General features: G+C 61.6%; 29 protein-coding genes and 1 tRNA gene. 15 read left to right on the top strand and 15 right to left on the bottom strand.

Going from position 1 to position 26396, the window contains the following annotated elements:
* Positions 1–19 precede the first annotated feature (19 nt).
* Entirely contained in the window at positions 20–1042 is a 1023-nt protein-coding gene (locus tag KF885_08750; protein ID MBX3049246.1) for a hypothetical protein, read from the top strand.
* On the opposite strand, the gene KF885_08745 is transcribed toward KF885_08750, so the two are convergent.
* Positions 1039–1431 (bottom strand): VOC family protein, encoded by a 393-nt coding sequence (locus tag KF885_08745; GenBank protein ID MBX3049245.1) that lies wholly within the window; start codon positions 1429–1431, stop codon positions 1039–1041. The two genes, KF885_08750 and KF885_08745, sit on opposite strands and share 4 nt — an antisense overlap.
* 8 nt (positions 1432–1439) lie before the next feature.
* Complete coding sequence (locus tag KF885_08740; protein ID MBX3049244.1) at positions 1440–4166, bottom strand: valine--tRNA ligase; 2727 nt, start codon at positions 4164–4166, stop codon at positions 1440–1442.
* Positions 4167–4558: 392 nt separating this feature from the next.
* On the opposite strand from KF885_08740, the gene KF885_08735 reads away from it, so the two are divergent.
* A complete protein-coding gene (locus tag KF885_08735; GenBank protein ID MBX3049243.1) occupies positions 4559–5425 on the top strand; it encodes an MBL fold metallo-hydrolase in 867 nt (288 codons plus the stop codon).
* 36 nt (positions 5426–5461) lie between these two features.
* Here KF885_08735 and KF885_08730 read toward each other — a convergent pair whose 3' ends face one another.
* From KF885_08730 to KF885_08720, 3 genes are read right to left on the bottom strand one after another with little or no spacing between them, the layout of a single operon-like run.
* Positions 5462–6139 carry a glycerol-3-phosphate acyltransferase gene (locus KF885_08730; protein MBX3049242.1) on the bottom strand — a complete coding sequence of 226 codons (678 nt, stop codon included), beginning with the start codon at positions 6137–6139 and terminating at the stop codon, positions 5462–5464.
* Positions 6140–6198: 59 nt separating this feature from the next.
* The gene (locus tag KF885_08725) at positions 6199–6603 is read right to left on the bottom strand and encodes a M67 family metallopeptidase (GenBank protein MBX3049241.1); all 405 of its coding nucleotides are present in this window, start codon (positions 6601–6603) and stop codon (positions 6199–6201) included.
* Positions 6603–7412: a hypothetical protein gene (locus KF885_08720; protein MBX3049240.1), complete on the bottom strand. Its 810-nt coding sequence runs from the start codon at positions 7410–7412 to the stop codon at positions 6603–6605. Before KF885_08720 ends, KF885_08725 begins: the two co-directional genes overlap by 1 nt.
* Positions 7413–7455: 43 nt before the next feature.
* Between KF885_08720 and KF885_08715 the strand changes: the two genes are divergently transcribed.
* The 4 genes from KF885_08715 to KF885_08700 are packed head-to-tail and all read left to right on the top strand — an operon-like array spanning position 7456 to position 10138.
* Positions 7456–8133, top strand: a complete 678-nt coding sequence (locus KF885_08715; GenBank protein MBX3049239.1) for a dienelactone hydrolase family protein — start codon at positions 7456–7458, stop codon at positions 8131–8133.
* On the top strand, positions 8130–8495 hold the full coding sequence (locus tag KF885_08710; protein MBX3049238.1) for a YraN family protein: 366 nt from the start codon (positions 8130–8132) through the stop codon (positions 8493–8495). The genes KF885_08715 and KF885_08710 overlap by 4 nt, the downstream gene beginning before the upstream one ends.
* The gene (gene miaA, locus KF885_08705) at positions 8479–9423 is read left to right on the top strand and encodes a tRNA (adenosine(37)-N6)-dimethylallyltransferase MiaA (GenBank protein MBX3049237.1); all 945 of its coding nucleotides are present in this window, start codon (positions 8479–8481) and stop codon (positions 9421–9423) included. The genes KF885_08710 and miaA overlap by 17 nt, the downstream gene beginning before the upstream one ends.
* Before the next feature lie 37 nt (positions 9424–9460).
* Positions 9461–10138, top strand: coding sequence for an HAD-IB family hydrolase (locus tag KF885_08700; GenBank protein ID MBX3049236.1), 678 nt, complete (start codon positions 9461–9463; stop codon positions 10136–10138).
* Between the two features lie 82 nt (positions 10139–10220).
* Here KF885_08700 and KF885_08695 read toward each other — a convergent pair whose 3' ends face one another.
* The 7 genes from KF885_08695 to sufC are packed head-to-tail and all read right to left on the bottom strand — an operon-like array spanning position 10221 to position 16180.
* Entirely contained in the window at positions 10221–10571 is a 351-nt protein-coding gene (locus tag KF885_08695) for a non-heme iron oxygenase ferredoxin subunit (protein ID MBX3049235.1), read from the bottom strand.
* 27 nt (positions 10572–10598) lie between these two features.
* The gene (locus tag KF885_08690) at positions 10599–11003 is read right to left on the bottom strand and encodes an SUF system NifU family Fe-S cluster assembly protein (GenBank protein ID MBX3049234.1); all 405 of its coding nucleotides are present in this window, start codon (positions 11001–11003) and stop codon (positions 10599–10601) included.
* Positions 11003–12250 (bottom strand): cysteine desulfurase, encoded by a 1248-nt coding sequence (locus KF885_08685; GenBank protein ID MBX3049233.1) that lies wholly within the window; start codon positions 12248–12250, stop codon positions 11003–11005. Before KF885_08685 ends, KF885_08690 begins: the two co-directional genes overlap by 1 nt.
* A 2-nt stretch (positions 12251–12252) precedes the next feature.
* Complete coding sequence (locus KF885_08680; protein MBX3049232.1) at positions 12253–12537, bottom strand: hypothetical protein; 285 nt, start codon at positions 12535–12537, stop codon at positions 12253–12255.
* Between the two features lie 40 nt (positions 12538–12577).
* On the bottom strand, positions 12578–13927 hold the full coding sequence (sufD, locus tag KF885_08675) for a Fe-S cluster assembly protein SufD (GenBank protein ID MBX3049231.1): 1350 nt from the start codon (positions 13925–13927) through the stop codon (positions 12578–12580).
* 21 nt (positions 13928–13948) lie between these two features.
* The gene (gene sufB / locus KF885_08670; protein MBX3049230.1) at positions 13949–15385 is read right to left on the bottom strand and encodes a Fe-S cluster assembly protein SufB; all 1437 of its coding nucleotides are present in this window, start codon (positions 15383–15385) and stop codon (positions 13949–13951) included.
* Positions 15386–15403: 18 nt separating this feature from the next.
* The gene (sufC, locus tag KF885_08665) at positions 15404–16180 is read right to left on the bottom strand and encodes a Fe-S cluster assembly ATPase SufC (protein ID MBX3049229.1); all 777 of its coding nucleotides are present in this window, start codon (positions 16178–16180) and stop codon (positions 15404–15406) included.
* 369 nt (positions 16181–16549) lie between these two features.
* On the opposite strand from sufC, the gene KF885_08660 reads away from it, so the two are divergent.
* From KF885_08660 to KF885_08645, 4 genes are all read left to right on the top strand, one after another.
* Entirely contained in the window at positions 16550–17020 is a 471-nt protein-coding gene (locus tag KF885_08660; GenBank protein MBX3049228.1) for a DinB family protein, read from the top strand.
* A 32-nt stretch (positions 17021–17052) separates the two neighbouring features.
* On the top strand, positions 17053–17646 hold the full coding sequence (locus KF885_08655; protein ID MBX3049227.1) for a LysE family translocator: 594 nt from the start codon (positions 17053–17055) through the stop codon (positions 17644–17646).
* Between the two features lie 70 nt (positions 17647–17716).
* Positions 17717–18355 carry an ArsR family transcriptional regulator gene (locus KF885_08650; protein MBX3049226.1) on the top strand — a complete coding sequence of 213 codons (639 nt, stop codon included), beginning with the start codon at positions 17717–17719 and terminating at the stop codon, positions 18353–18355.
* A 21-nt stretch (positions 18356–18376) separates the two neighbouring features.
* Positions 18377–18739: a DUF59 domain-containing protein gene (locus tag KF885_08645; GenBank protein ID MBX3049225.1), complete on the top strand. Its 363-nt coding sequence runs from the start codon at positions 18377–18379 to the stop codon at positions 18737–18739.
* 51 nt (positions 18740–18790) lie between these two features.
* On the opposite strand, the gene KF885_08640 is transcribed toward KF885_08645, so the two are convergent.
* Positions 18791–18867, bottom strand: a tRNA-Pro gene (locus tag KF885_08640).
* A gap of 580 nt (positions 18868–19447) precedes the next feature.
* Between KF885_08640 and KF885_08635 the strand changes: the two genes are divergently transcribed.
* Positions 19448–19636, top strand: a complete 189-nt coding sequence (locus KF885_08635; protein MBX3049224.1) for a hypothetical protein — start codon at positions 19448–19450, stop codon at positions 19634–19636.
* Positions 19637–19693: 57 nt separating this feature from the next.
* Here KF885_08635 and KF885_08630 read toward each other — a convergent pair whose 3' ends face one another.
* Together KF885_08630 and KF885_08625 are read right to left on the bottom strand one after the other, a co-directional pair.
* On the bottom strand, positions 19694–21217 hold the full coding sequence (locus KF885_08630; protein MBX3049223.1) for an aldehyde dehydrogenase family protein: 1524 nt from the start codon (positions 21215–21217) through the stop codon (positions 19694–19696).
* Positions 21218–21238: 21 nt separating this feature from the next.
* Entirely contained in the window at positions 21239–22129 is an 891-nt protein-coding gene (locus tag KF885_08625; GenBank protein ID MBX3049222.1) for a hypothetical protein, read from the bottom strand.
* 66 nt (positions 22130–22195) lie between these two features.
* On the opposite strand from KF885_08625, the gene KF885_08620 reads away from it, so the two are divergent.
* From KF885_08620 to KF885_08605, 4 genes are all read left to right on the top strand, one after another.
* Positions 22196–23221: a histone deacetylase gene (locus tag KF885_08620; protein ID MBX3049221.1), complete on the top strand. Its 1026-nt coding sequence runs from the start codon at positions 22196–22198 to the stop codon at positions 23219–23221.
* A 13-nt stretch (positions 23222–23234) separates the two neighbouring features.
* The gene (locus tag KF885_08615) at positions 23235–24152 is read left to right on the top strand and encodes an LLM class F420-dependent oxidoreductase (protein ID MBX3049220.1); all 918 of its coding nucleotides are present in this window, start codon (positions 23235–23237) and stop codon (positions 24150–24152) included.
* A gap of 10 nt (positions 24153–24162) precedes the next feature.
* Positions 24163–24675 carry a nitroreductase family protein gene (locus tag KF885_08610; protein MBX3049219.1) on the top strand — a complete coding sequence of 171 codons (513 nt, stop codon included), beginning with the start codon at positions 24163–24165 and terminating at the stop codon, positions 24673–24675.
* Positions 24676–24759: 84 nt separating this feature from the next.
* A complete protein-coding gene (locus KF885_08605) occupies positions 24760–26391 on the top strand; it encodes a SulP family inorganic anion transporter (GenBank protein ID MBX3049218.1) in 1632 nt (543 codons plus the stop codon).
* Positions 26392–26396: the final 5 nt, after the last annotated feature.

Here is a 26396-nt window from a genome sequence, read left to right as displayed (position 1 = left end):
AACTTCTGAGGACAGGCAAATGGCCACTTTCCGGCGCTACCCACCTAGCTGGGTCAATCTCGTGCTCGACTGGATCAACGGGCTGCCCATCCACCCAGCCCTGTTCTACATCCTTTTCTATCTGGCCAGTGTGCTGCTGGTGCACATCGCCTTGTGGGCAGATGGCAGTGCAGGCTGGGGCGAATGGGTATCGCCGGTTTTCTTTGACATGGCCTGGGTCCCTTACGCCCTGGGGTATCTCAACCTGATGGAAAGGACCGCAGCCAGGTCACTGGAAGAATTTCGCCCCGTGCTGGCCCTCAAGAAGAACGACTTTGAAGCGGTCAAGTACCACTTCCTGACCATGCCGTTTTGGCCGGTTCTGCTGCTCAGCGTGGCCGGCTTCATCTTCGGCGTTTGGCTGGTCTACCGCGGACATTCGATGGCCGCCAGCCAGTTCAGCCAGGCCCTGTGGGCGCTGCTGTCCGGCCCTGGATACACCTTCACCCCGGTATGGATCTATGCCGCCTGGTGGCATGTCAGCCAGATCAGCCAACTCTACCGCCAGGTGGGCGAGTTCAATCTCTTTGACCTGCAGCCCTTTTACGGCCTGGCGCGGGTCACCATGCTGATAGGCGCCTTTTCAGTCATCACGGCTAGCATGAACTACATTTGGGAAGTGCTGCTGGGCACGCCCAGCATGACCCCAGAGACGGCGCTGCTGGTCTCTTTCTTTGCCCTGGTGATCGGCGTAGTGGTTACCGTAGTGCCGCTTTGGGGCATCCACCAAAAGATAGAGAATAACAAGCAGCAACTGCTGACCCACAACGCCAGGCAGATCGAGGAACTACACCAAAACCTGCAGGCCGACTTGGCAAAGAAAAAGCTGGGCAACCTAGAGAAGCTGGAGAAAGGTCTGCACGCCCTGTTCACGATGCGCACCAACATCAGAGACGTGCCCGCCTGGCCCTGGCGGCCCGGCGCATTCCGCAACTTCGCCTCCGCCATCCTGCTGCCTGTGTTGCTGCTCATTTTGGAGCGAGTAGTCTCACAGTTCTTCTAGCTTACAGCCATCACCTGAAACAAAGTGATCTGCATGCCACCGGGCGCCTGTACCCGCGCGTTCAGATCGTTCCATGGCGTCAGGACCGGCTCGTGCACCAGGATCGCGCCGTATTCAAGTGCTCTCTGCAGGGCAGCATGCACATCGAGTACCCGGAAAGCGAAGCGCACTGATCCGCTGACCCGTTGGCCTACCTCCAACTCGTCAACCGCGCTGGCATGCTGCTCATCGAAGACCTCAAAGGTGGCTTTGCCCCCATGCAGCAACGCGCCCCGGCCATGCTCGGTCCATAGCTCACCCGGATCCAAGCCCAGGCCATCGCGATAGAAAGCGACTGCCTTTTCCCAATCGTCCACAGTGATCGCCACACGCAGTTCCATTACAGCCATCCCGGCTCCTAACTCAGCTTCTTGAGCTGCTCTTCAAGGCTGGCTGCGGAAGTTTGGTAATCTGCCAGCTTGGCACGCTCCTTATCCACCACAGCGGCAGGGGCCTTGTTGGCGAAATCGCTGCCCAGCAGCCCTTCCAGGCGACCGATCTGCTCACGGGTCACGGCCAGTTCGCGCGCCAGGCGGGCGCGCTCTTCGGCCGGGTCCAGCAGCCCAGCCAACGGCAGGTAGATCTGCACCGGTCCCACTACCAGTGCAGCCGCCTCGCCCAGTTCGGCGCTGGGCGCCTCGCCGATCCGCAGCTGCGTCGGGTCCAGCCCGGCCAGCTGCGCCAGCTCGGCGGACAGCGCTTCGAGTGTGCCGCGGCTCTCGGCATCTTGCGAGACGAAATGCGCGGCGATCTTCACCGCCGGCTTGATCTGCTTCTCAGCCCGCTGGTTGCGGATGGCGCGCACCACATTCTGGAAGACCTCGAAGTCACGCAGTGCCTCATCCTCCCAGCCTATGCTCGGCAGCGGCGTGGGCCAGGCGGCCACGGCCAGCCCTTCGCTCCACTCGCCGAATTCGGGCTGCAGCCGCTGCGAATGTCCTTGGGCCGCAGCCTTCAAGTGGCTCCACAGTTCCTCGCTGACGAAGGGGATATAAGGGTGCAGCAGGCGCAGGCAAATATCCAGAATACGGGTCAGCAGGTCGGCGGTGTAAAAGGCCCGGTCGCCGCCCTTCTCGATCTGCCGCTTGGCGATCTCGATGTACCAATCAGCAAAGTCGTTCCAGAAGAATTCATACAGCTGGCGGCCGGCTTCACCGTATTGATGCGTAGCAAACAAGCGCTCAAAGTTCTCAACGATCTGTTTGCAGCGCGCCCAGATCCAGCCATCCGCCAGCGTCCAATCCGGCGAGCCTTGCGGCTCGGTTGGGGCGTTCGGAATGATGCCCAGCGCAAAGCGAGTAGCGTTCCACAACTTATTGATGAAGTTGCGGTTGGCGCCGACTTTGTCCAGGCTCAGGTTGACATCCTGCCCCGGCGTGGAGCCCACCAGCAGCGTGAAACGCAGTGCGTCCGTGCCATACTCATCCATCACTTCCAACGGATCGACCACATTGCCCAGGGTCTTGCTCATCTTGCGGCCCTGCTCGTCGCGTACCAGGCCGTGCAAGTACACGGTATCGAAGGGCACTTCACCGGTGAATTCCAGCCCCATCATGATCATGCGCGCCACCCAGAAGAAGAGGATGTCGTAACCGGTCTCCAGTGTCGAGGTGGGATAGAAATATTTGAAGTCCGACGTCTCTTCGGGCCAGCCCAGGGTGGAGAAAGGCCACAGCCCGGAAGAGAACCAAGTGTCCAGCACATCTGGGTCTTGCTCCAGAGCCACGTCCTCGCCGAACTGGGCGCGGGCCTGCGCCAGGGCATCTTCTTCGCTGCGGGCGCAGAACATGCTGCCGTCCGGGCCATACCAAACCGGGATGCGGTGGCCCCACCACAACTGGCGGCTGATGCACCAGTCCTGGATGTTGCTCATCCAGTTGCGATAAACCTTGGTGAAGTGCTCCGGCACGATCTGGATGCGACCGTCCTCCACTGCGGCTAGTGCTGGCGCTGCCAGCGGTTGAATCTTTACAAACCACTGCGTGGAGATCATCGGCTCGATGATCTCTCCGCCGCGCTGCGAGCGCGGCACGCGCTGCATGTGCTTCTCGGTCTTGATCGTCAAGCCGGCAGCTTGCATATCCGCCCAGATCTGCTTGCGCGCCGCAAAGCGATCCAGCCCGGCATAGTTGCCGCCGGTCTCAGTCACTTTGGCGGCCTCATCCAACACCGAGAGCACGGGCAGGTTATGGCGGGCGCCGACTTCGTAGTCGTTGGCGTCGTGGCCGGGGGTGATCTTCAGCGCGCCAGTGCCGAACTGGCGGTCAACGTAGTCGTCGGCGATCACCGGGATCTCACGGTCCAGCATCGGCACCAGCGCCGTGGCCCCCACCAGATGCTTGTAGCGCTCGTCCTCCGGGTGCACCGCCACAGCCGTGTCAGCCAATAGGGTTTCCGGCCGGGTGGTGGCCACCGGGATGAATTCGTTGCTGCCCTGAATGCGGTACTTGAAGAAGTACAGCGTACCTTCTTCTTCGCTGTATTCCACTTCCAGGTCGGACACCGCCGTGCGCAGCCCCGGCGACCAATTGATCAGGCGCGGGCCGCGATAGATCAGGCCTTTTTCATACAGGCGCACAAAGGCCTCGCGCACTGCGGTGGACAAACCTTCGTCCAGGGTAAAACGCTCGCGCGACCAATCGCAGGAGGCGCCCAGGCGGCGGATCTGCTGCGAGATGATGGCGTGGTATTTCTCTTTCCAGGCCCAGGTGCGCTTCAGGAATTCTTCACGGCCCAGCTCCTCCCGCGTCACCTCTTCGGTGCGCAGCAGGTCTTCTTCCACCTTGAGCTGCGTGGCGATGCCGGCATGGTCGCTGCCCGGCACCCACAGGGCCGGCACGCCGCGCATGCGCTGGTGGCGGATCATCAGATCTTCCATGGCCACGAACATGGCATGGCCCAGGTGCAGCTCGCCGGTCACATTGGGCGGCGGGATGGAGATCACAAAAGGCTTTTGGGCCGGATCAAAGCCGTCCTTACCCGGGTCATTGGCGGGCTGAAAAAAGCCTTGCTCTTCCCACCAGGCATAAATGCGCTGCTCGGTGGATTTGAAGTCATAGGTTTTGGGTAAAGAATCGCTGCTCACACGGCCTCCAGTTAAACAAAAACACCCTTCTCCACTGAGGACGGAAGGGTGTTCCGCGGTACCACCTCGCTTCAGCCATTGGCTGCGCTCAAACGCTGTAACGGGCTGGCCCGCACCGGTCTACTAAGCCTGCGGCTGTTCTGCGGTGTGCAATTCAGGCGACTTCGGCGTTCGGCGATCTCCGGAGGCTCTCAGTCTATGGCCGTTCCTTCTCTGTGAGCACCAGCCCGCGTACTACTCCTGAAGCAAATATGCAATTGTGCGGCTGATTATAGTGCCGCAGGCCGCGCTTGTCAAATTCACGCTGGCAGAGTGCCAAAAATCAACTGACATTGTGCAATGTTTCACATTTCTTGACTTCTGGCAAACCTGTGTGCTATTCTTCACGCTCTATGCAACACGAACGCATTGCCGAAAACGTCTATTTCTTTCAAAGCAGCCTCTATGCGCAAGTCACCGCCGGCGTGGTTGCCGGCCCAGACATGGCCGTGGTGATCGACACCCTGGCGCTGCCCGAAGAGACTTTGCAGCTGCGGCGTTTCATCGACCGAGAGCTGCGCGTCCCCGTCCGTTATGTGATCAACACCCATTACCATGCGGATCACAGCTGGGGCAATTGTTTCTTCCCCGAAGCGCAGATCATCGCCCACCAGCGCTGCTACGACATGCTCAAGACCCGCGGCATTCCTTCGCTGGAAGCCGAAAAGCGCGAGAACAGCAGCCTGCGGGAGGTGGAGATCGTGCTGCCGCACTTCAGCCTCGAAACAGGAGAGATGACCTTGCAAGTGGGCAAGAAAGCCCTCAACATCTTCCCCCTGCCCGGCCACAGCGCCGACTCCATCGCAGTATTGGTCGAAGAGGACCGCATCCTGTTCAGCGGCGATACCTTTATGGCCGTGCCGACCCTGATGGACGGCGACATCGACGACACGATTGCCTCGCAGAAGAAGATCCCTAAAATGAGCCTGGAGAATCTGGTACCCGGCCACGGCGAGATTGTGCTGCGGGGTGAGATCGAGGGCGCGGTCAAGTCCAACATCAATTACCTGACCGAAATCCGCAAGGTGGTTCGCAAAGCCGCCCGCCGCCGCTATCCTCTCGACCTGCTGGAGACCGTCCAGATCGAGGATTGCGGCAAGAGCCGCGTGCTCATCGCCGGCCTGGCAGAGCAGCTGCACCGCAGCAACCTGATCGCCCTCTTCCGCCAGGAGTACGGCAAGAACCCCGAAGGTTCTGAACTGGTCTACGAGACACGCTAACAAAAAAGACCCGCTACGCGGGTCTTTTTTTGTTGGCTAGTTACCACCGGCTTTGCCCTCGGCCTTCTTGAGGTGGCGCACACGGAAGCCGTGCAGGCGTTCATTGCCTTCCATCAGGCGCTTGATGTTGGGCCGCAAAGCCCAGGCCACCAGGGCCAGCGAAGCCAGGCCATAGGCCACATATTCCCAAGGCGAGGCCCCCAGATAGGCACGTACCGCAAAAATGATCGTGGCCAACACGCTGATGCTCAAAGTGGTCATCGAGGCATAGCCTACAAAGTAGAAGACGGCAAAAGCCAATGGCAAAATAATGTACAGGGCCGGGAACCACAACCCCATGGCGCCGCCGCCGGCCGTCGCCCCACCGGCCCCGCCGCCAAATTTCACACCGCTTTCCTCACGGCGCATCAGGAAGATCGAATAATTGTGTCCCAGGATGACCGCCAGCGGCGTGATCACATGCAGCCAAAAGTTTTCAGGTGCCACAGCAACCGCCAGGCGTACGGCAAAGTAACTCTTGAGAATGTCCAACGCGCCGGTCAGGATGCCGACCCACTTGCCTGCCGCCCGCATGGCGTTGGTTCCGCCGGTTCGCCCGCTCTGCACCTGGCGAATGTCTTCACCCGTACGCAGCTTGACCAGAATAAAGCCAAAGGGGATGGAACCAAGTAAATAGCCAAACAAAACTACGCCGATGCTAATCAGCAAATTCATACAAATGCCTCCTGGGTGGGCAAAAGGTGTACTTTAGAAACACGAAGCCTTTAGGGAAGTTACTCGTCTTGCAACTGCAATTCTAATTCGATTTTGGCCCCTGTGTCCAACAAAAACGCCCGGCAAGCCCACTCGTCGCCAACCGGGCTCCAGATCAAGTGCGCCACGCCCGGGTAACCGGCGTTCAGAATGTCTTGCTGGGACGGCCCGGCGGGTCCGTTGGGATGTGAGTGATAGATGGCCAGCAGTTCCAGACCCTCTGCTTCCATCGCCTGGAAAGCCGCCCACTGTTCCGCCGCATCCATGCGGAAGTGTGTGGGGCTGACCAGCTCATTGCGCACGGCATAAACCGCCTGGGCCTGACCGTCACGTCCGGCCAGCAAGCCGCAGGCCTCCTGCGGAGACACGGCGGCCACATGCCGGCGCATCTGCTGCCAAAGGCGGCGCGGGAGGCGCAGCGCCATCAGCGTACCAGCAGCGCCAGCGCCCAAAAGATGCCCAGCGTGATCAGTCCCTCGCGCGCCGGCGCCAGCCAGGGTTGTTCCAGATTGAGCGCGCTGACAAAATGGTTAAGGGCAAAGACCAGGCCCAACAACGCCAGGCCATACCCCAACGCAGAAAACGGCAAATAATGCAAGGCGGCAGCCACTTGTACGCACAAGAAGGTCAGGCCGGCCATCTGCACCGGTCGCCAAGCCTGCCCGGGCAGGAGCAACTGCATGCGCGAAAAAGCGGCAAAGGCGCCCAGCGCCACGGCGGGCAGGGCCAGGAACAAGCGCAGGCCCACCGCCCGCACGGTAATCGCCAGGATCAAGAATAGCCCGAGCATCAAGAAACGCAACACCACACTCGCCAGCCAGTGATAGCGGTGCTCAGGCTGCGCGCTGGCAAATTCCCCCATGATGACTGCCAGGAGCAGCAGCGTGCACAGGGCCAAGGTGGCCCACCAATTCAGGTCAAAGGTCAGGTTGCCCAGCAGCAGGCTGAGCACCCAGGCCGTCATTGCCGGCAGGGTCCAATGCCGGAAACGCGAAGTCCTCGGCGCGCCGTCCTCAGACTGCAGCATCCAGTCCACGCCGGCCGCCGTCAGCCCGGCCACAAACAGAGCCACGGCGGTGTTCACGCTCATTTGCAGGGGCAGATAGATGCCGGCCAGTTCCAGTGCCAGCACCTGGCCCGGCGCTTGAATAAACCGCGAACCGGCATAGGCCAGCAGCGTGATCGCCATCACTGCACTCAGCCGTTCACCGTCGGGAAAGAGTCGGGCCTGCATGCCGGCGATTGTACTCCAGCCCTCCCACAGGTATACTCACCGCATGAGCGCACAGATGATCCAGTACCCCAGCAATGGAGACCAAACGCCCGGCTACCTGGCCGTGCCCAGCGGCCCCGGTCCCTTCCCGGCGGTCGTCGCCATTCAGGAATGGTGGGGCCTGGTGGGTCATATCAAATCCGTGGCCGACCGCTTGGCCGCCGAAGGTTACGCCGTCCTGGCGCCTGACCTGTATCACGGCCAGGCGGCCAGCGAGCCGGATGAAGCCCGCAAGCTGGCCATGGCGCTCAACCGCGCCCAGGCCATCCAGGAGATCCATGCCGCCGGCGCTTACCTGAACAGCCTGGAGTACACCACCGGCAAAGTGGGCCTGGTGGGCTGGTGCATGGGCGGCGGCCTAGCGCTCTCCACTGCCGCGGCCCACCCGGTGGACGCGGTGGTCTGCTTCTATGGCCGTCCGCTGGAAGCCGGCGAGGCGGCCCGCATCCGCACGCCGGTGCTAGGCCTCTACGGCGAAAATGACGGCGGCATCCCGGCCAGCATCGTCAACGACTTCGAGAAGCAGCTCAGCGCCCAGGGCACACCGCATGCCATCCACATCTACGCCGGGGCAGACCACGCTTTTTTCAACGAAGATCGCCCAGAGGTCTATCATCCCGCGGCCGCGGCGGAAGCCTGGAAACAAACCCTGGCTTGGTTCGAACAATATTTGGGTGGATGAGCCGTCAAAAGCAGGCCCTGGGCCGCTGGGGCGAACAACAAGCCGCAGACTATCTGGCCCAGCGCGGCTATCAGATCCTGGGCCGCAACCTGCACGGCGCCTACGGCGAAATTGACCTGCTGGCCCGCCACCAGGGTACGCTGGTTTTCATTGAAGTCAAGACGCGCACCTCGGCCCGCTTCGGCCTGCCGGAAGAAGCCATCACTCCCGCCAAACAGCAGCATCTCATCCACAGCGCCGAAGAGTATTTGCAAGCCCACCCTGAGCTGGCCGGCGACTGGCGCATTGATGTCGTCTCCATCCTGCGCCAGCCCGGTGGCGCGCCACAAATCCAGCACTTTGAAAATGCCGTCCAAGGATAAGCGCATCGCCCTCGTCGCCTTGGTGGGACCCACCGCCGTGGGCAAAACCGAGATCGCACTGCAGCTCGCCGGGCGGCTGGATGCCGAAATCATTTCCGCCGATTCGCGGCTGCTCTACCGCGGCATGGATATTGGCACCGCCAAACCCAGCCCCGCCGAGCTGCGGCGGGTGCCGCACCATCTCATCAACGTGGCCGACCCTGATGAAATCTGGAGCCTGGCCCGCTTCCAGACCGCCGCGGCCGAAGCCATCGCCGCCGTGACCAGCCGCGGCAAGCTGCCGCTGCTGGTCGGCGGCACAGGCCAATACTTGCGCGCCATCGTCGAAGGCTGGACCCCGCCGGCCCTGCCGCCCCAGCCCGCCCTGCGCGCCGCGCTGGAGGCCTGGGCGGCAGAGCTGGGGCCGGCCGGCCTGCACGCCCGCCTGGCCCGCCTGGATCCCGCAGCCGCCGCCCATATAGACGCCCGCAACCAGCGCCGCACCCTGCGCGCCCTGGAGGTGACCCTGGCCAGCGGGCGGCGCTTCTCCGCCCAACGCGGACAGGGCAGTCCGCCCTACCGCCTGCTGCAGATCGGCTTGACGCGCCCCCGGCCGGAGTTGTATGCCCGCATTGACCAGCGCATAGAGGACATGCTGGCCGCCGGCTGGCTGGCTGAAGTGCAAGCCCTGCTGGACAAGGGGTACAGCCCCAGCCTGCCCAGCCTATCGGCGATTGGCTATGCGCAGCTGGCTCAGCATCTCCAGGGGGAACTCAGCTTGGAGGAGGCCATCGCCGACATCAAACGCCGCACGCGCCTCTTCGTGCGCCGCCAGGCGGCCTGGTTTCGCCCCACGGACCCGCAGATCCACTGGTTTAACGCAGGCGAAGATGCCGTAGATGCGATTGAAGCAGTCATTCGCCGGGATCAAATTATATTTGCTCGATAGGGATAGTCGTGATACTCTTGCCGCTGGAGACACTAACATGGCACGCAAAGCAGCTTTCTTTGATGTAGATGGCACCCTGACCACCGAACGTGTGTGGAAGGGCATTTTGGAATACTTCAAGCAACATACCCAGCGCCGCTTTCTGCAGCGTTGGTTCTGGTACTATCACGCCCCGCACTACCTGCTGCACAAAGCCGGCCTGATCAGCCAAAGCCGCTTCCGCACAGCCTGGGCCGCCCACCTGGCTTGGTTCATCCGCGGGTACACACTGGAAGAAGCCCAGCCTGTCTGGGATTGGGTGACCAACCAATATTTAACGCCATTCTGGCGCGCCGACGCGCTGCAGCTGGTCAAGGACCATAAGGCCGCTGGGGACCTGGTCGTGCTGGTCTCGGCCGGGCTGACCCCGCTGCAAGCGGCCATCGCCCGCCATGTGGGCGCCGACATGGCCGTGGGCACACAGCCTGTCCTGCGCAACGGGCGCTACACTGGAGGCCTGGCCGGCCCGGTATGCATTGACGAGCAGAAAGCCGTGCTGGCCAAAGCCGCCATGCAAGCCGCCGGCCACGACATCGACTACGCCGCCAGCACGGCCTACGCCGACAGCCGCACTGACCTTCAGCTGCTGGAGCTGGTCGGCCGCCCGGTCGCTTTCTACCCGGACGAACACCTCAAACCCATCGCCCAGCAACGCGGCTGGGCGCTGGTGGATTAGTCTTCCCGAGCAAAAACATAAGGGCGCACGGTCGTGCGCCCTTACCATCTGACTGCTAAAGCTATCTACTAGCAGCTAGCCGCTAAACCGGCACCCCCACCTCGATCTGCCCATCCACCACGCGCACCGGGTAGGCGGGGATGTCCACCACGGCCGGCAAAGCCTTGACCTCGCCGTTGCGCACATCGAAGCGCGCCCCGTGCCGCGGGCAGATGACCTCATTGCCCTCCAGCTCGCCGTCGCCCAGGGGGCCGTTGTCGTGCGAGCAGATGTCGCCGATGGCGAAGAATTCCCCAGCAATATTGAAAACTAAAATGGAATAATCGTCGATCTCGACGAAAAGCCGTTGACCGTTGGCCAACTCATCGGCTGCCCCTACAGCCACGAAATCCACTTCTTTGGGCCCTAAATGAGTATAGGTGAACTCAGGCATGGACGATTTCTAGGCCAGCCGCTATCGCTAAGAAGCGGCCAGTTCGTCCAAGGTCATCACATCGTCCAGACCGTACACGCCGCCCTTCAACACTTTCAGTGAAAGCAGCGCGCACTTCAGGCGCACTGGGCCCAGGTCGATGCCCAGCAACTCCAACACGTCCGCCTTGCCCAGCTGGCGCACATCATCCAGCTTCATACCGGTGACCTTCTCCACCAGCAAGTCGGCCGAAGCCTGCGAGATGGAGCAGCCCTCGCCGCTGAACTTGGCCTCGGTGATCGTGTCGTTCTCGTCCACGCGCAGGTCGATGCGCACATGGTCGCCACACACCGGGTTGTCGTCCTGATAGGAATAGTCGTGCGGGTCCAGCTCGCCGCGGAAGCGCGGGTTCTGGTAGCGGTCAATAATTACTTCGCGGTACAGGTCGTCCATTATCCAAAAATTTCCTTCACTTTGTACAACGCCTCGATCAGTTGGTCAATCTCTTCCTTGGTATTGTACAAATAAAAACTGGCTCTTGTGGTCGAGGGGATGCCAAATTTGTTGTGCAGCGGCATGGCGCAGTGGTGGCCAGCGCGCGTCGCCACGCCGTGGCGGTTGAGGATCTCCGCCACGTCGTGCGGGTGCGCGCCCTCAAAGGTGAACGAGGCGTTGGAGCTCTTGTGCTCGATGCCCGGGCCGAAGACTTTCAGTCCTTGCACCTCTTCCAGCCGTTCCAGGGCGTAGGCGGTCAACTCGTGGTCATAAGCCGCCACGACGTCCATGCCCACCGCCATCAAATAGTCCACCGCCGCACCCAGGCCCACCACCTCGGCGATCGCCGGGGTGCCGGCCTCAAATTTCTGCGGGACTTCATTGGTGGTGAAGCTGCGCAGCTCGACACGTTTGATCATGTCGCCGCCGCCCATGAACGGCGGCATGGCATTCAGCAGGTCGAGTTTGCCGTACAACACGCCCAACCCCGTCGGCCCCAGCATCTTATGGCTCGAGAAAGCCAGGAAATCGACGTCCAGCGCCTGCACGTCCGTGGGCAGGTGCGGCACAGACTGCGCGCCGTCGATCATCGCCAGCGCGCCGGCTTTGTGCGCCAAGCGCACGATCTCGGCCGCTGGCGTGATGGTGCCTAGCACATTCGACATGGCCGTGAAGCTGACCAGCTTGGGCTTTTGCTCCAGCAGCGCCGGCAGGGCCGCCAGGTCCAGAATACCTTCTTCGGTCACCGGGATGAATTCCAGGCGAATGCCTTTTTCGGCCGCCAGCATCTGCCACGGCACCAGGTTGGCGTGGTGCTCCATCTCGGTCAGCACCACCAGGTCGCCTTCCTTCAGGTTGGCGCGGCCCCAGGTCTGCGCCACCAGGTTCACCGACTCGGTGGCATTGCGCGTGAAGATGATCTCACGCGGCTTGGAGGCGTTGATGAATTTCGCCACCTTGGCGCGGGCGGCCTCATACGCTTCTGTGGCCACCTCCCCCAGGGTGTACACCGCACGGTGAATGTTGGCGTTCTGGCTGCGATAGTAGGTGTTCATCGCCTCGATCACCGCCAGGGGCTTCTGGCTGCTGGCCCCCGAATCCAGATAGGCCAGCTTTACACCAGGGCTGGCTTCCATCTGCAGGATGGGGAAGTCTGCCCGTATCTTATCTACGTCGAGTGCGCCGGCCTGGGGCGAGATCGTCATGTTTAGCTCCGCGGGCGGCGCTTGCCCTTGCGGGCAGCCCGGATCTGGGAGGAGTTGGGCGGGCACCACAGAACATGGTCCGGCACCATCCAGCCGTCGGTCAGATACACCGGCTCAGTAAACTGCACGGCCACGATCTTGGGGTCCACCTGGACCACGACACCTTCCATCCAACCACGCACGCGTTCTTTCTTCTCGTTTTCGTGGTCACAATACACTTCAACCCGGTCACCGACCTGATACAGATCATCACGGTCGGGAGCGGAGGTAAAACGCAGGTCTACCAAATTTGCCTCCAATTAGGAAAAATACCTAAAAACTATACTCTTATTTAAGCTTGTCCACAATAGCTTGCTGGAAGCGATCACGCACGCCCTCGAACGGGATGCGCTGCATGATCGGATCAAAGAAGCCTTCCACGATCAAGCGGCGCGCTTCTTCCCGCGCAATGCCGCGGCTAAGCAGATAGAACAGCTCTTCGTCGCTGATCTTGCCCACGGTAGCGCCGTGGGTGCAGCGCACGTCATCGGCCAGGATCTCCAGGCCGGGGATCGAGTCGGCCCGCGCCGTCTGGCTCAGCACCAGATTGCGGTTGGCCTGGTAGCCGTCCGTCTGCTGCGCGCCGGGGGCGACATAGATCATGCCCTGCCACACCGAGCGGCTCTGCTCCTCCAGCGCGCCCTTGAAGAGCAGGTCGCTGGTGGTGTGCGCCGCCAGGTGGTTCTGCTGGGTGTCATGGTCCAGGTGCTGTTCGCCATCGGTGAAATAGAAGCCCGACATGCGCGCCGAGCCGCCCTCACCCTCCAGGTTCATCTCGGAGAAGTTCTTAGTCAGCTTGCTGCCCAGCGCCCCAAAGATCCAGTCCAGGCGGGCGTCCTTTTGCAGCACGGCCCGCTCGTGGCTGAAGTTCCACACGTGTTCGCCCCAGGATTGCAGTTCCACAAAGCGCAGTTCGGCCCCGTTGCCCACATACAACTCCACAATGCCGGAGTGCATGGTCTGGCCGTTCTCCGCCGGCGAAGCCGCCTCGTGCACATAGGTCACCGAGGCGCCGTCCTCCACCCACACCAGCAGGTGCGAGAGGTAAGCCAGGTCAGTGCCCGGGCCCCACAGCACGGAATGCAGCGGCTCTTGCACTTGCACGCCCTTGGGCACATACAGCAGCACGCCGCGGCCGGCCAAGGCCGCCGCCATCGCCGCGAACTTGCCTTCATCGGGCTTCACCGCCCGGCCCAGCGCCTTCTGCAGCAGCTCAGGGTGCTGCTTGGCCGCCGTGGCAATATCGGTGAAGACCACACCCTGCTTGGCGATCGCTTCACTCAGTGTCACCTGGGTCTCGCCCGGACCCATCACGATCTGGCCGCCGTGCCCCTCGCCCACCAGCGGCTTCAGCAGCCGCTCGGGGGGCTGAGGCAGCTGGGCTGCCGCTTTACCGGCGGGCAGGCTAAAGCTGCCGGCCTTCAGGCCGCGCAGGTCAGTGCGCCGCCAGGCTTCTTCGGTGGTCTGTGGTACGCCCAGCTTCTGGAAGTGTTCCCAGGCGTTTTGCCGGTACTCATGCAAGAAAGCAGCTTCTGCCACACCATTGGGGATCATCTCGGCGGTGAAGGCAAAGTCACGGCTCGTGCTCTGCCCAGCAGAAGTACTGCGTTTAACAACGCGTTTCGGGCTATCAGTCATCGGTATCCTCAAACGACGGCTTTAGCCGATCGAGCCTTCCATCTGCAGTTGAATCAGACGATTCATCTCGATGGCGTATTCCATCGGCAGCTCTTTGACCAGCGGCTCAATGAAACCGGAAACCACCATGGTGGCGGCTTGCTCTTCGCTCATGCCGCGGCTCATCAAATAGAAGAGCTGCTCTTCGCCGACCTTGGAGACCGAGGCCTCATGGCCAATGGTCACATCCTCGGCGTCAATTTCAATGTAAGGATACGTGTCCGAGCGTGAGGCGTCGTCCAGCAGCAGCGCATCGCACACCACGTTGGACTTGGAGCCCTCCGCGCCGGGATGCACCTTCAGCAGGCCGCGGTACGAAGCGCGCCCGCCGCTCTTGCTGATCGACTTAGAGGTGATCTTGCTGGTCGTGTTGGGCGCGAAGTGGATCACCTTGCCGCCGGTGTCCTGGTGCTGATGGCCGGAAGCAAAGGCCATCGAGAGGATCTCGCCGTGCGCACCCGGCTCAAGCAGATAGCAGGAGGGGTACTTCATGGTCAGCTTGCTGCCCAGGTTGGCGTCCACCCATTCCATGGTGGCGTTGGCGTGCACGTGGGCGCGCTGCGTCACCAGGTTGTACATGTTGTTCGACCAGTTCTGGATGGTCGTGTAGCGGAAACGGGCGTCCTTCTTGACCACGATCTCGATCACACCACTGTGGAACGAGTCGGTGGTGTAGACCGGCGCAGTGCAGCCTTCCACATAATGGGCCTCGGCGCCCTCTTCGACGATGATCAGGGTGCGCTCAAACTGGCCCTGGTCCGCCTGGTTCACGCGGAAGTAGGCCTGCAGGGGCATCTCGATCTTGACGCCCTTGGGCACATACACGAACGAACCGCCCGACCAAACTGCCGAATTCAACGCCGAGAACTTGTTGTCCTCGATCGGGATGATCGTGCTGAAGTATTCACGGAACAAATCCTCATGGTCACGCAGGCCGTGCTCAATGCTCTTGAAGATCACGCCCTTCTCAGCCAAATGCTCCTGGATGTTGTGATAGACCATCTCGGATTCGTACTGGGCGCCTACGCCGGCCAGAAACTTCTGCTCGGCCTCGGGGATGCCCAGGCGCTCAAAGGTGCGCTTGATGTCATCGGGCACTTCGTCCCAGCTCTTACCTTCACCCTCGGAGGGTTTGCTGTAGAAATAGATCTCGTCCAGGTTCAGGCTGGCCAGGTCGCCGCCCCAGGTCGGCATTGGGCGCGCTTCAAAATGCTTCAGCGCCTTCAGGCGGAAGTCCAGCATCCACTGCGGCTCTTCCTTCTTGGCGCTGATCATGCGTACCACTTCTTCGCTCAGCCCCTTTCCTGAGCGATAGACCGGCTTGATCTCGTCTACAAAGTTCCAGCGATATTCATCAATGCCGGCCAACAGCTCGGCATCGTCTTTATGTCGTTCGATCGACTTTTCATCCAAAGCCATCATTCACCTCGTGCTGCGCTAAGCGGCCGCAGCCTCACCGTGCTTCTCGCGGATCCAGTCATATCCATGCTCTTCCAGCTTCAGCGCCAGGTCCGGCCCGCCGGTCTCAGCAATGCGCCCGTCGAGCATGATGTGGATCACATCCGGTTTGACATAGTTCAAAATGCGTTGGTAATGCGTGATGATCAGCGCCCCAAAGTCCGGGCCGCGCAAGGCTTCCACGCCCTCGGCCACGTTGCGCAGGGCATCAATATCCAGGCCTGAATCGGTCTCGTCCAAAATGGCCATGTTCGGCATCAGCGTCGCCATCTGCAAGATCTCGGCGCGCTTCTTCTCGCCGCCGGAGAAGCCGTCGTTCAAATAACGCCCGGCGAAGCTGTGGTCCATCTTCAGCTTGTCCATCTTCTCTTTCAGCAGCGTGCGGAACTCCGGGATGGGAATGCCTTTGTATTCCGGGTCGGCCGCTTTGCGGTGCGAATTCACCGCCGAGCGCAGGAAGTTGGCCACGCTCACGCCCGGGATCGCCACCGGGTACTGGAACGCCAGGAACACGCCCAAATGCGAGCGCTGGTCAGGCTCCAACTCCAAAATATTCTGGTCTTTGAAGATCACTTCTCCGCCAGTCACTTCATAATTGGGATGGCCCATCAACGTGTAGGCCAGCGTGCTCTTGCCGCTGCCATTCGGGCCCATCAGCGCGTGCACCTTGCCCTGCTCCACCGTCAGGGTCAGTCCCTTCAGGATCTCTTTGTCGGCTACGTTGACGCGCAAATCGCGGATGACTAAGTCAGACATGAACTGCAGATTCTCCTTGACAAATGACTTTGCTGGTCGGGGGCTGACCGTATTTTTGGACAACCCATCAGGCCATTAGCCTGGATTTTTCAACCTGGTTGTAATTACGGGAGATTATAGCAGGTTTGCTAAGAGTGTCAATATTTATGAACAAATTCTATAATATTCGTTGCCGGCGCCTTGACAAAGCATGCCTCTTGACCGCTGTGGAGTGCTTTGATGTATGATGCAGAATATGCAGTGCCAGCAAACCGCACGCTTCGCCAAGCCGCTTGTCAAGCGCCAACAAAACCAACACAATCGACACAACCCACACATTCGCCCAAACCAACCGGAACAACACAACCTACACACATCCAGGAGCTAAAAATGACCGCAATTGAACCTCAGGAATTCGTTAACACCATCACCCAGCTGCTCGACGAAACCTTTGCTGTCCACAAGGGCATCTACCTCGACAAAAAGAACTCCCTGCTGGAGACGCTGGATACCGTCAGCGCCGCCGAAGCCTCCATCCCGGTCGGCGGCAAGTGCGGCTCTCTGGCCGCCCAAGTGGCCCATGTCATCTTCTACATTGAATCTTTCGAGCGCTACGCGCTGCAAGGCGATCAGACCCCGCCGGACTGGGGCCACGTCTGGCGCACGGTGGAAAAGGTAAGCGAAGAAGAATGGCAGGCCTACAAAGACCAGTTGCGCACGGTCTACGAGCGCATGCGCGGGCTGTTTGAGCGCAATCCTTTGTGGAATCAAGACACCATGGGCGGCGCACTGAGCATCGTGGTCCACTCTGCCTACCACCTGGGCGAGATCCGCCAGGCGCTGTGCGTGCTGCAGAAGTGAGCAAAACACAGATCAGCCGTCTTTAGGCCATCATGTTCAACTGGCTGCCCACCATCACCTATGCCCTGGTAGCGAACTTCACCCCCGGGCCCAACAACATCACCAGCGCCGCCATGGGCGTGCTGTATGGCTACCGGCGCTCGCTGCCCTTCCTGCTTGGCTGTGCGGCCGGCTTCTATCTGGTCTTGCTCGCCGCCGCGCTGGTGTCCGCCACGCTGCTGACCGCCATCCCCGGCATCGAGCCTGTGCTGCGTTATGTGGGCTCGCTCTACATCCTGTACCTGGCCTACAGCATTTTGAAGACCACCTACAAGTTTGAAGACGACCAGGCGCAGCCGATGGGCTTCGTGCAAGGTTTCTTGTTCCAGATCGTCAATCCCAAAGTGCTGATCTACGCGCTGACTTTGTTCTCCACCTTCCTGGCCGGGTTCACCAAGGACATTCCGTTCTTATTGCTGATTCTGATCCCGCTCACGTTCAGCTGCTTTGCGGCCATCTCCACCTGGACCCTGTTCGGCACCTTGATCAAGAAATATCTGGCCTTCCCGCGCATTCGGCTGGCGGTAAACGTGGTCCTCGCCCTGATGCTGGTCTATTCCGCGGCCGATATGGTTGGCCTGGTTTAGCCGCCAATATTTATGAACAAATTCTATAATATTGACGCTCGCGAGGGCCGATGATATACTGCCGCTACCCATGAGCAGCACCCGCAATCTCGTCCTGGAGCACCTGCGCACCGCCCAGCGCTGCACGATCAATGACCTGGCCGAAGCGGTCAGCATTAACCCCGTCTCCGTGCGCCACCACATCAGCCGCATGCAGGCCCAGGGGCTGGTCGACTCAGCCGAGGAGCGCCACGGTGTCGGCCGCCCGCGCCGCCAATATTTCCTGACCCAGGCCGGCCGCGAGCATTTCCCCACCCACACTATTCGCTTCACCAACCACTTGCTGGCCGAAATCAAAGAACATCTCCCGGTCGAAGAATACAACCGCATCTTCGTGCGCATGGCCGAGTCGATCTCGGCCAAGTACGCCGACCAGGATCTGACCGACCTCAGCATTCCGCAACGCCTCAGCCTGCTGGAAGAATGCCTCAACAACGAAGGCTTCCTGGCGCACGTAGAGCAGACCGCCGACGAGATCATCATCCGCGAGACGGGCTGCCCCTATTACCATGTCGGCCAAACCCACCGCGAGGTCTGCGGCATCGACAAAGCGCTTATCTCGCGCATCCTAGCCGTGGAACCCCGCCGCAGTTCCTGCCTGCTCAGCGGCGACAGCCACTGCACCTATGTGGTGCCGCTGGCCGCCGCTCAGCAAGCCATATCTGGATAATTTTTTAATGGAGTTAAGTGAATGAGCCCTGTAGCCTCCCAAGACCCCGCCAAGCAAGCCATCTGGGAAATTGAAAGCACCCACCCCCAGCTGCTGGAAGCCGTGGACGCCTCGCTGCGCCAGGTGGTAGACCCGGAGATCGGCCTCAACGTGATCGAACTGGGCCTGGTGCGCAATGTGCAGATCAACGAAGACGAGAAGAAGGCCATGGTCACCATGATCATGACCACGCCTTTCTGCCCCTACGCCCCGGCCCTGCTGGAGATGACCCGCCAAAAGGCTGCCGAAGCCATCGGCCACCACACCCAGATCCAAATGGGCACCGAGCTGTGGGACCTCACCTATATGGAAGAAGGCGCCGGCGCTGACTGGGGTTTGTTCTAGCTAAACGAGACGTACGCTTAAATCAAAAGAACTGCCGCTGGCAGTTCTTTTTGGTCGGGGCGAGAGGATTCGAACCTCCGACCCCTTGCACCCCATGCAAGTGCGCTACCGGACTGCGCCACGCCCCGAAGAAAAGAATTATAGCTTACAAAGTGGAGTTCGCTGCTTTGCGAACTCCAACGCGAGTGGCGAAGCCATTCGCAACACGCCCCGAACGGGCAGGATTATAGCCTAGTTTGGGCGAAAACACCCGTCATTGCGAGGAGCACACGCCGTGATGCATGAATAGGCATTACGGCGTAGCGGACGAAGCAATCTGAAATCTTAGCCATAGATCCAGACTGCTGACAGCTACTGCCAACAGTGTCATACTGAGCCGGCAGTGCAGCTGCCTGGCGAAGAAGTTTCGTGGTGCTAAAAGAGAAACCCCGCATGCTGATGCGCAAGTACTTAATCAGCCAGCCTGTTCTCTTTCAATCACGCACCGAAAGCTCTGCGCAGGCAACTGCGTTGCCAGCTCAGAGCGACACGATGGACGTAGAGTGGACAGGCCAAACCGATGCAATAGCACGCGAGGTCTACCCAGAATATTGTTCCGATCAATCTCCCCTAGTTGCTTGTCATTTTTGGCGAGAATTGATATTCCTGCTTCTTGACAATAGCACGCATGTTCTATATACTGTGGCTATCCTAGACCGGAGGCAGAACATGTCACCCAAACATACCCACCGCAACCACCCCCAGACCGCCGCCGCACAACGCCTGCAGAGCGCCTTGGTCAACCTGGTCGCCCGGCCGGAAAGCCGCCAACCAGACCGCCGCCAGCAGCACACTTCGCAAGTCACGCAACTGCTGCAGGCCTACCGCGAGCTGATGAAAACCCAGGCTGTCCAATAAAAAAAATAAAGAGGCCAGGCAAATGCTTGGCCTCTTTTGTATGCATTAACCCCTCGGCTAATCCTCGCCGAACTTGATGCCCTGGGCCAGCGGCAGATCCCGGCCCCAGTTGATCGTGTTGGTCTGGCGGCGCATGTAGGCCCGCCAGGCGTCGCTGCCGCTCTCGCGGCCGCCGCCGGTCTCCTTCTCGCCGCCAAACGCCCCGCCGATCTCGGCGCCGGAGGTGCCGATGTTGACGTTGGCGATACCGCAGTCGCTGCCCATCGCCGACAGGAAGCGCTCGGCGGTCTGCATGCTGTCGGTGAAGATGGCGCTGCTCAGGCCTTGCGGCACATCATTGTGAATGCGCAGCGCCTCATCAATATCCTCATAGTCCAAAATGTACAGCACCGGGGCAAAGGTCTCTTCCTTCACCACGCCGCTTTGCGCCGGCATACGCACGATGGTCGGCTCCACGAAGTTGCCGGGGCCGTCCACCCGCTTGCCGCCGGTCAGCACCGTGCCGCCCTCCGCCTGCGCCTGCTGCAGCGCGGCTTCCATTTTCTCCACAGCCACATCTGTCACCAGCGGCCCCATCAGGGTGCCGTCTTCCAGCGGATCACCGATCTGCACCTGGCCATAGGCTTTCACCAGGCGGGCGGTCAACTCGTCCACCACGCTCTTGTGCGCCAGGATGCGCCGCGTGCTGGTGCAGCGCTGCCCGGCCGTGCCCACCGCGCCAAACAGAATGCCGCGCACCGCCAGATCCAGGTTGGCGTCCTCGGCCACGATGATGGCGTTGTTGCCGCCCAGTTCCAGCAGGGTCTTGCCAAAGCGCCCTGCCACCGTCTGCGAGACGTGCCGGCCGACCTTGGTCGAGCCGGTGAAGGAAACCAGCGGCACGCGTGGGTCGTTGATCATCAGCTCGCCGACTTCCTGGCCGGTGCCGATCACCAGGCTGAACACGCCGCTCAGCCCATGGTCCGCCATCACCTGGTTGCAGATGTGCTGGGTGGCGATGGCGGTCAGCGGCGCCAGCTCAGACGGCTTCCAGATCACCGTGTCACCGCACACACTGGCCAGGGTCGAGTTCCACGACCAGACCGCGATCGGGAAGTTGAAAGCCGTGATCACGCCCACCGGCCCCAACGGATGCCACTGCTCGTACATGCGGTGGCTGGCGCGCTCGCTGTGCATTGTCAGGCCGTACAGCTGGCGGCTCAGCCCCAGGGCGAACTCGCAGATGTCGATCATCTCCTGCACTTCGCCCAAACCCTCGGCGCGGATCTTGCCCATCTCCAGCGAGACCAGTTCGCCCAACGGCTCTTTCAGCTGGCGCACGGCTTCGCCCAGATCACGCACCACCTGGCCGCGCTTCGGCGCCGGCACATTGCGCCAGCGCTCGAAGGCCGCCTGAGAGGCCGCCACCACCTGGTCATACGAGGCCGGAGTGGCCTGGATCACCTTGGCGATCGGCTCACCGGTGGCCGGGTTGTACGAGACCAGCTCGCTGCCCTTGGCATCCGTGATCCAATGATCGGCGCCAAAACTGGCGCCAGGGTTGACTTCCGCAATATTGAGTTTCTTGAGCAAAGCGTTCATGCATCTCTCCTGATAGATAAACTACACCAAAGTATATTGCACCACCGGCCCGGTAGCTTCGTCGCCACAAGACAGGTGTACTTGTCGTCCGGTCTCACTGCGCTGCACGGTGACCACATGCGGCTGCCCTTGCTGGCTGAAATGCATCTTCCAACGGTTCGGCCCCAGCTCCTGGCTGTCCACAAAGGTCAGCCCCTCGTCTGCGGCCACGTTCAGCAGGCGCCGCAGCAGGATCTCGGCCGCCTGCTGCGGCTCACCAAAACGTGAGCGGCCGCGCAAATGCTCCAGCAGTAGTTCGCCGCGCCCGGCGGCAGCCAGCAAGGCCCGCGCTGGTTCGGCCCCCAGCCGCCCGTAAGACAGTCCCTGCGGCATTTGCAGCAGATTGGCCGCGAAGCGGTGCCCACCGTGATGCGTGCTCTCCCACACCTGCCCCGGGACCTCTGCCGCCAAGGCCTGATAGGCAACCAGGCCATGCACCGCGCAGCAGCGGTCGCGCAGGCCATTCGTGCACACCACGAACAAGGTCTGCTTGCTGCGCTGCGCATCAAAAGCCGGGTCTAGTTCAGCCAGCGCCGCCAGATCCAGCGCCAGCAGGTCGCGGTAGCTCTCCAGGCTGAACTCGTACAGAGCGGGCGGGTCTTCGGCGGCCAAAGCGGCGAAAAAGGCGATGCCCTGGCGCGCCTGACGGTTCTTGATCAGAAGCAAACGCGACTTGGGCACGGTGGCCAGCATGGCATCTAAATGGATCTTAACGTCCTCAGGGATGGGGCTCTCTTTAAGTGCCGCCTTGCCCCATTTGCCGTTGTACTCCAGCAAGAACCACACATCCGCCCGCGGGGCACTGCCCGCCAGGTCTTCTTGTGCCTCTTGCGATTCAATTGAACAAAAGAAATCAAGGGTTGCTTCTGCCATGCGGGCATTATAGTCCAGCGCACTCCGCCAACGATTTGCGCCCACTCAGTCCCGTATAATCAAGCCATGCACCCCATCGCCTTCACCTATCCCGAAGGCCACCAGGCCCACCACCAACCCGGCCATGCTGAGCGGCCCGAACGTATTGAAGCCCTGCAGGCCGCGCTGCAGGCCGCCGGCTATTGGGCCCGCGGGTCGCTGCTGTCACCCATCGAACTCGACCCGTCCGTGCTGACCGCCATTCACACCCCGCACCTGTTGGCCAGCCTGCCAGAATACGCCCAACACCACCGCCCCTTCGATGAGGACACTTACCTCAACCCGGCCAGCTGGCCGCTGGCGCTGCGCACCGCCGGCGCGGCTGCCGCGCTGGCTGCGGCGGTCTGGCGGCGTGAGGCAGCGGGCGGCTTGGCGCTCACCCGCCCGCCTGGCCACCACGCCACCCCTGAGCGGGCGATGGGCTTCTGCATCCTCAACAACATCGCCCTGGCCGCCCAGCACCTATTGCAGCACCAGGGCGCCCAACGCCTGGCGATCATCGATCTGGACGTGCATCACGGCAACGGCACACAAGACATTTTCTACGAACGCGAGGACGTGCTCTTCATCTCCAGCCACCAGATACCGCTCTATCCCGGCAGCGGCTCGCTGGACGAGCGCGGCCGCGGCCCGGGCGATGGCTTTACAGTGAACCTGCCGCTGCCCCCCGGATCCGGGGATGCAGCTTTCCGGGTCGCCTATGACGAGATCGTGCCCAGCCTGTTGGACCGCTTCCAACCCGAGATGCTGTTGGTCAGCCTGGGGCTGGATGCCCACTGGCAAGACCCGCTGGCGGAACTGCGCGTCAGCGCCGCGGGCTATGGGGCCGCCGTGCACAGCCTGCAGCGCTGGGCCAGCCAGCACTGCGGCGGCCGCATCGCCCTGATCCTCGAGGGCGGCTATGACCTGGACGGCCTGGCCGCCAGCAGCCTGTGCGCCGTACAGGCATTGCTGGGCGAAGAGATCCGCGACCCGCTCGGCCCCGGCCCTGACCCCGAAAACGACGGCTGGCTGCCTGTCTTCGACCAGGTGCGCCGTCTCTGGAACCTGTAGGAGGAGTAATAGCATGGAACTCGCCATCATGATCGAAGGCCAGGACGGCCTGACCTGGGAGCGTTGGAAGCGCCTGGCGGCGGCCGCCGAAGACTTCGGCTTCGCCGGCCTCTACCGTTCCGACCATTACACCAATGCCCGGCCGCCAGAAAAGGACTCGCTGGAACTGTGGGTCTCGCTCACTTACCTGGCCAGCCACACGCAGCGCATCCAATTCGGTCCGCTGGTCTCGCCGTTCTCCTTCCGCCACCCCAGCATCACCGCCCGCATGGCCGCCGGGGTAGACGACCTCTCCGGCGGCCGCCTGCAGCTCGGACTGGGGGCCGGCTGGCAGGAACGCGAACACACCATGTTCGGCCTGGATCTGCTCGACCTCACTGAACGCATGCAGCGCTTTGAAGAAGGTTTGCAAGTGGTCACACTGCTGCTCAGCAGCGATGTGCCCGTTAATTACGCGGGCGAGTTCTACCAACTCAACCAGGCCATCCTGCTGCCCCGCCCACTGCGACCGGGCGGGCCGGCCATCCTGGTGGGCGGCAACGGCATCCAGCGCACGCTGCGGCTGGCCGCCCAATACGCCGACGAATGGAACGGCGTCTTTCTGCCCGCCGACCAATACCGCCAGCGCTGCCAGGTGCTCGACGAATACCTGAGCGAGCACGGCCGCCGACCCGACGACCTGCGCCGCAGCCTAATGACCAGCCTGCACCTGGGCGCAGGTCGCGCCAAGCAGCAGGCGGAGGCGGCGGGCCGCAGCCAGGACGAGCTGCGCGCCCAGGGCCGTCTGCTTGGCGAACCCGCCCAAGTCGTCGAGCAGCTGGCGGCCTTCAAAGAAGCCGGCTGCCAGCGCGTCATGCTGCAGTGGCTGGACCAGGACGACATCGCCGGCCTGGAAACTATCGCCAAGCAAGTGCTGCCTCAGGTCGCATGAAGGGAACAAAATGAACGTATCCGAAGCCATCCGCACCAAGCGCGCCGTGCGCGAGTTCCGCCAGGAAGCGCTCAAAGAATCCGAAGTGCTGGCCATCCTCAACGCCGGCCGCCGCGCTCAAAGCTCCAAGAACCGCCAGAGCTGGCAGTTCCTGGCCGTGCAGGACAAAGCCACGCTCAAGAAAGTCTCCAAATACGGCATGTTCGCCGGGCATTTGGCAGGCGCCGCCCTGGGCGTGCTGATCCTTACACCCCCGCCGGAAGAATTCTACGGGGCGCTGTTCGACGCCGGCCAAGCGGCAGCCTACATGCAGCTGGCCGCCTGGGAGTTGGGCGTCGCCTCCTGCCTGGCCACTCTGTACAAAGCCGATAAGGGCTACGACCTGCTGGGCATTCCCCGCGAATGGCAGATCCTGATGGCGATCTCCTTTGGCTACCCGGCGGACAAGCGCGGTCTCCATTTCCGCCCACTGGTGGGCGGCCGCAAGAAGCTGGATGAAGTCGTGCACTGGGAGAAGTGGTAGATTTCACCGCGCCAGAAAACATGCCTCATGATATAGTGCGGCTTCGAGCTCGGACGCTTAAGCGCCCAACCCGAGGAGAACAGCATGCCGCGGCGCAGTCTAAAAAGACTCTATCAAGACGAATTTAACAATTATTCTCTCGCCAAGTTTCAGCAAGACCTCTTGGCGGGTCTCACCGTGGCGGCAGTGGCTCTGCCGCTGGCGCTGGCTTTCGGCGTCGCCTCCGGCTCCACCGCCGCGGCAGGCCTGGTCACCGCTATCCTGGCCGGGCTGATCATCGGCGCGCTCTCCGGCGCGCCCTATCAGATCAGCGGACCTACCGGCGCTATGAGCGCGGTGCTGATCGTGCTGGTCGCCCGTTACGGGCTGGAAGGGATATGGGTGGCCGGGCTGCTCTCCGGTCTGCTGCTCCTGCTGATCGGCCTGTTCAAGCTCGGTCGCTTCATCGCCTTTATCCCCGCCCCGGTGATCACCGGCTTTACGTCCGGCATCGCCCTGATCATTTTCATCGGCCAGATAGACAATTTCCTCGGCATCACCACTCCCGCCACAGAAACTGCGCTGCAAAAGCTGATCGGCTACACCCAGGTCAGTCTGGCTCCCGACTGGACTGCTCTTGCCCTGGGGCTGGTGGTGGTTGGCGCCATGCTGTTGCTGCCCAAGAGGATCAGCGCCCGCTTTCCCTCTTCGCTGCTCGGCATCATCCTGGCCACCCTGATCGTTGTGCTGCTTAATCCAGACGTGGCCCAGATCGGCGAAATTCCGCAAACTTTGCTGCTGCAGGATCGTTTCAATCCACTGGCTTTCGACTGGAGTCGCCTGCCGGAGTTCGTGGCCCCTACGTTAACCATCACCGCCCTTGGGGCCATCGAATCCCTGCTGTGCGGCGCGGTGGCCTCCAACATGACCGGCATCCGCTTGCAGGCCAACCAGGAGCTGGTCGCCCAGGGCGTTGGCAATATGCTGATCCCCTTCTTCGGCGGCGTGCCCGCCACGGCCGCCATCGCTCGTTCCAGCGTCGGCATCAAGTCCGGCGGGCAAACCCGCCTGGTCAGCATCATCCACGCCATCGGCTTGCTGCTGTCCATGTTCCTGTTGGCACCCATCATGGCACGCATCCCGCTGGCGGCCCTGGCCGGAGTGCTGATGGTGACGGCCTGGCGCATGAACGAGTGGTCCGCCATTCGCTTCATGTTCAACAAGCGCTTCAAAACAGACATGGCCGCCTTCGCCATTACCATGCTGGCCACCATCAGCCTGGACCTGACCCAGGCCATTCTCATCGGCACCTTCATGGTCGGGGCGATCTTCCTCAACCGCATTGCCCACCTCGAGGTCGAAGTCAGCCCGGTGGACCCCAGCAAGCTGCGCGCCCGCGGCCTGCAGCCGCGCACGGATTGCGAAGGCATGTATGTGGCCTTCATCACCGGCCCACTATTCTTCGCCGCCATGGGCAGCTTCAATGAAGCCTTGGCCGACCTCAGCCCAGTGCGCACGCTTATTCTCTCGATGCGCGGAGTGCCCCTGGTGGACACGGCCGGGATCGAAGCCTTGCGCCAACTGCACGAGAAGTTGGGCGCCAAAGGCGGCCAGCTTATGTTTGCCGGGCTTAACCCAAGTGTGCGCGCCATGTTCGAGCGCGCTGGCTTGGTGGAAGAAGTAGGAGAAGAGAACGTCTTTTGGAGCAGCGACCAAGCCATTTTGGCGGCTGAGTAGCCGCC

Source organism: Anaerolineales bacterium (assembly GCA_019637805.1).
Taxonomy (GTDB): Bacteria; Chloroflexota; Anaerolineae; order Anaerolineales; family UBA11579; genus JAMCZK01.
This window is presented reverse-complemented; position numbering and strand designations above follow the sequence as displayed.

Excerpts from the sequence above, each read along its gene's own strand:
- KF885_08750 (MBX3049246.1), top strand. The coding sequence starts at position 20 with ATGGCCACTTTCCGGCGCTACCCACCTAGCTGGGTCAATCTCGTGCTC.
- KF885_08745 (MBX3049245.1), bottom strand. The coding sequence starts at position 1,431 with ATGGCTGTAATGGAACTGCGTGTGGCGATCACTGTGGACGATTGGGAA.
- KF885_08735 (MBX3049243.1), top strand. The coding sequence starts at position 4,559 with ATGCAACACGAACGCATTGCCGAAAACGTCTATTTCTTTCAAAGCAGC.
- KF885_08730 (MBX3049242.1), bottom strand. The coding sequence starts at position 6,139 with ATGAATTTGCTGATTAGCATCGGCGTAGTTTTGTTTGGCTATTTACTT.
- KF885_08725 (MBX3049241.1), bottom strand. The coding sequence starts at position 6,603 with ATGGCGCTGCGCCTCCCGCGCCGCCTTTGGCAGCAGATGCGCCGGCAT.
- KF885_08720 (MBX3049240.1), bottom strand. The coding sequence starts at position 7,412 with ATGCAGGCCCGACTCTTTCCCGACGGTGAACGGCTGAGTGCAGTGATG.
- KF885_08715 (MBX3049239.1), top strand. The coding sequence starts at position 7,456 with ATGAGCGCACAGATGATCCAGTACCCCAGCAATGGAGACCAAACGCCC.
- KF885_08710 (MBX3049238.1), top strand. The coding sequence starts at position 8,130 with ATGAGCCGTCAAAAGCAGGCCCTGGGCCGCTGGGGCGAACAACAAGCC.
- miaA (MBX3049237.1), top strand. The coding sequence starts at position 8,479 with ATGCCGTCCAAGGATAAGCGCATCGCCCTCGTCGCCTTGGTGGGACCC.
- KF885_08700 (MBX3049236.1), top strand. The coding sequence starts at position 9,461 with ATGGCACGCAAAGCAGCTTTCTTTGATGTAGATGGCACCCTGACCACC.
- KF885_08695 (MBX3049235.1), bottom strand. The coding sequence starts at position 10,571 with ATGCCTGAGTTCACCTATACTCATTTAGGGCCCAAAGAAGTGGATTTC.
- KF885_08690 (MBX3049234.1), bottom strand. The coding sequence starts at position 11,003 with ATGGACGACCTGTACCGCGAAGTAATTATTGACCGCTACCAGAACCCG.
- KF885_08685 (MBX3049233.1), bottom strand. The coding sequence starts at position 12,250 with ATGACGATCTCGCCCCAGGCCGGCGCACTCGACGTAGATAAGATACGG.
- sufD (MBX3049231.1), bottom strand. The coding sequence starts at position 13,927 with ATGACTGATAGCCCGAAACGCGTTGTTAAACGCAGTACTTCTGCTGGG.
- sufB (MBX3049230.1), bottom strand. The coding sequence starts at position 15,385 with ATGGCTTTGGATGAAAAGTCGATCGAACGACATAAAGACGATGCCGAG.
- sufC (MBX3049229.1), bottom strand. The coding sequence starts at position 16,180 with ATGTCTGACTTAGTCATCCGCGATTTGCGCGTCAACGTAGCCGACAAA.
- KF885_08660 (MBX3049228.1), top strand. The coding sequence starts at position 16,550 with ATGACCGCAATTGAACCTCAGGAATTCGTTAACACCATCACCCAGCTG.
- KF885_08655 (MBX3049227.1), top strand. The coding sequence starts at position 17,053 with ATGTTCAACTGGCTGCCCACCATCACCTATGCCCTGGTAGCGAACTTC.
- KF885_08650 (MBX3049226.1), top strand. The coding sequence starts at position 17,717 with ATGAGCAGCACCCGCAATCTCGTCCTGGAGCACCTGCGCACCGCCCAG.
- KF885_08645 (MBX3049225.1), top strand. The coding sequence starts at position 18,377 with ATGAGCCCTGTAGCCTCCCAAGACCCCGCCAAGCAAGCCATCTGGGAA.
- KF885_08635 (MBX3049224.1), top strand. The coding sequence starts at position 19,448 with ATGTCACCCAAACATACCCACCGCAACCACCCCCAGACCGCCGCCGCA.
- KF885_08630 (MBX3049223.1), bottom strand. The coding sequence starts at position 21,217 with ATGAACGCTTTGCTCAAGAAACTCAATATTGCGGAAGTCAACCCTGGC.
- KF885_08625 (MBX3049222.1), bottom strand. The coding sequence starts at position 22,129 with ATGGCAGAAGCAACCCTTGATTTCTTTTGTTCAATTGAATCGCAAGAG.
- KF885_08620 (MBX3049221.1), top strand. The coding sequence starts at position 22,196 with ATGCACCCCATCGCCTTCACCTATCCCGAAGGCCACCAGGCCCACCAC.
- KF885_08615 (MBX3049220.1), top strand. The coding sequence starts at position 23,235 with ATGGAACTCGCCATCATGATCGAAGGCCAGGACGGCCTGACCTGGGAG.
- KF885_08610 (MBX3049219.1), top strand. The coding sequence starts at position 24,163 with ATGAACGTATCCGAAGCCATCCGCACCAAGCGCGCCGTGCGCGAGTTC.
- KF885_08605 (MBX3049218.1), top strand. The coding sequence starts at position 24,760 with ATGCCGCGGCGCAGTCTAAAAAGACTCTATCAAGACGAATTTAACAAT.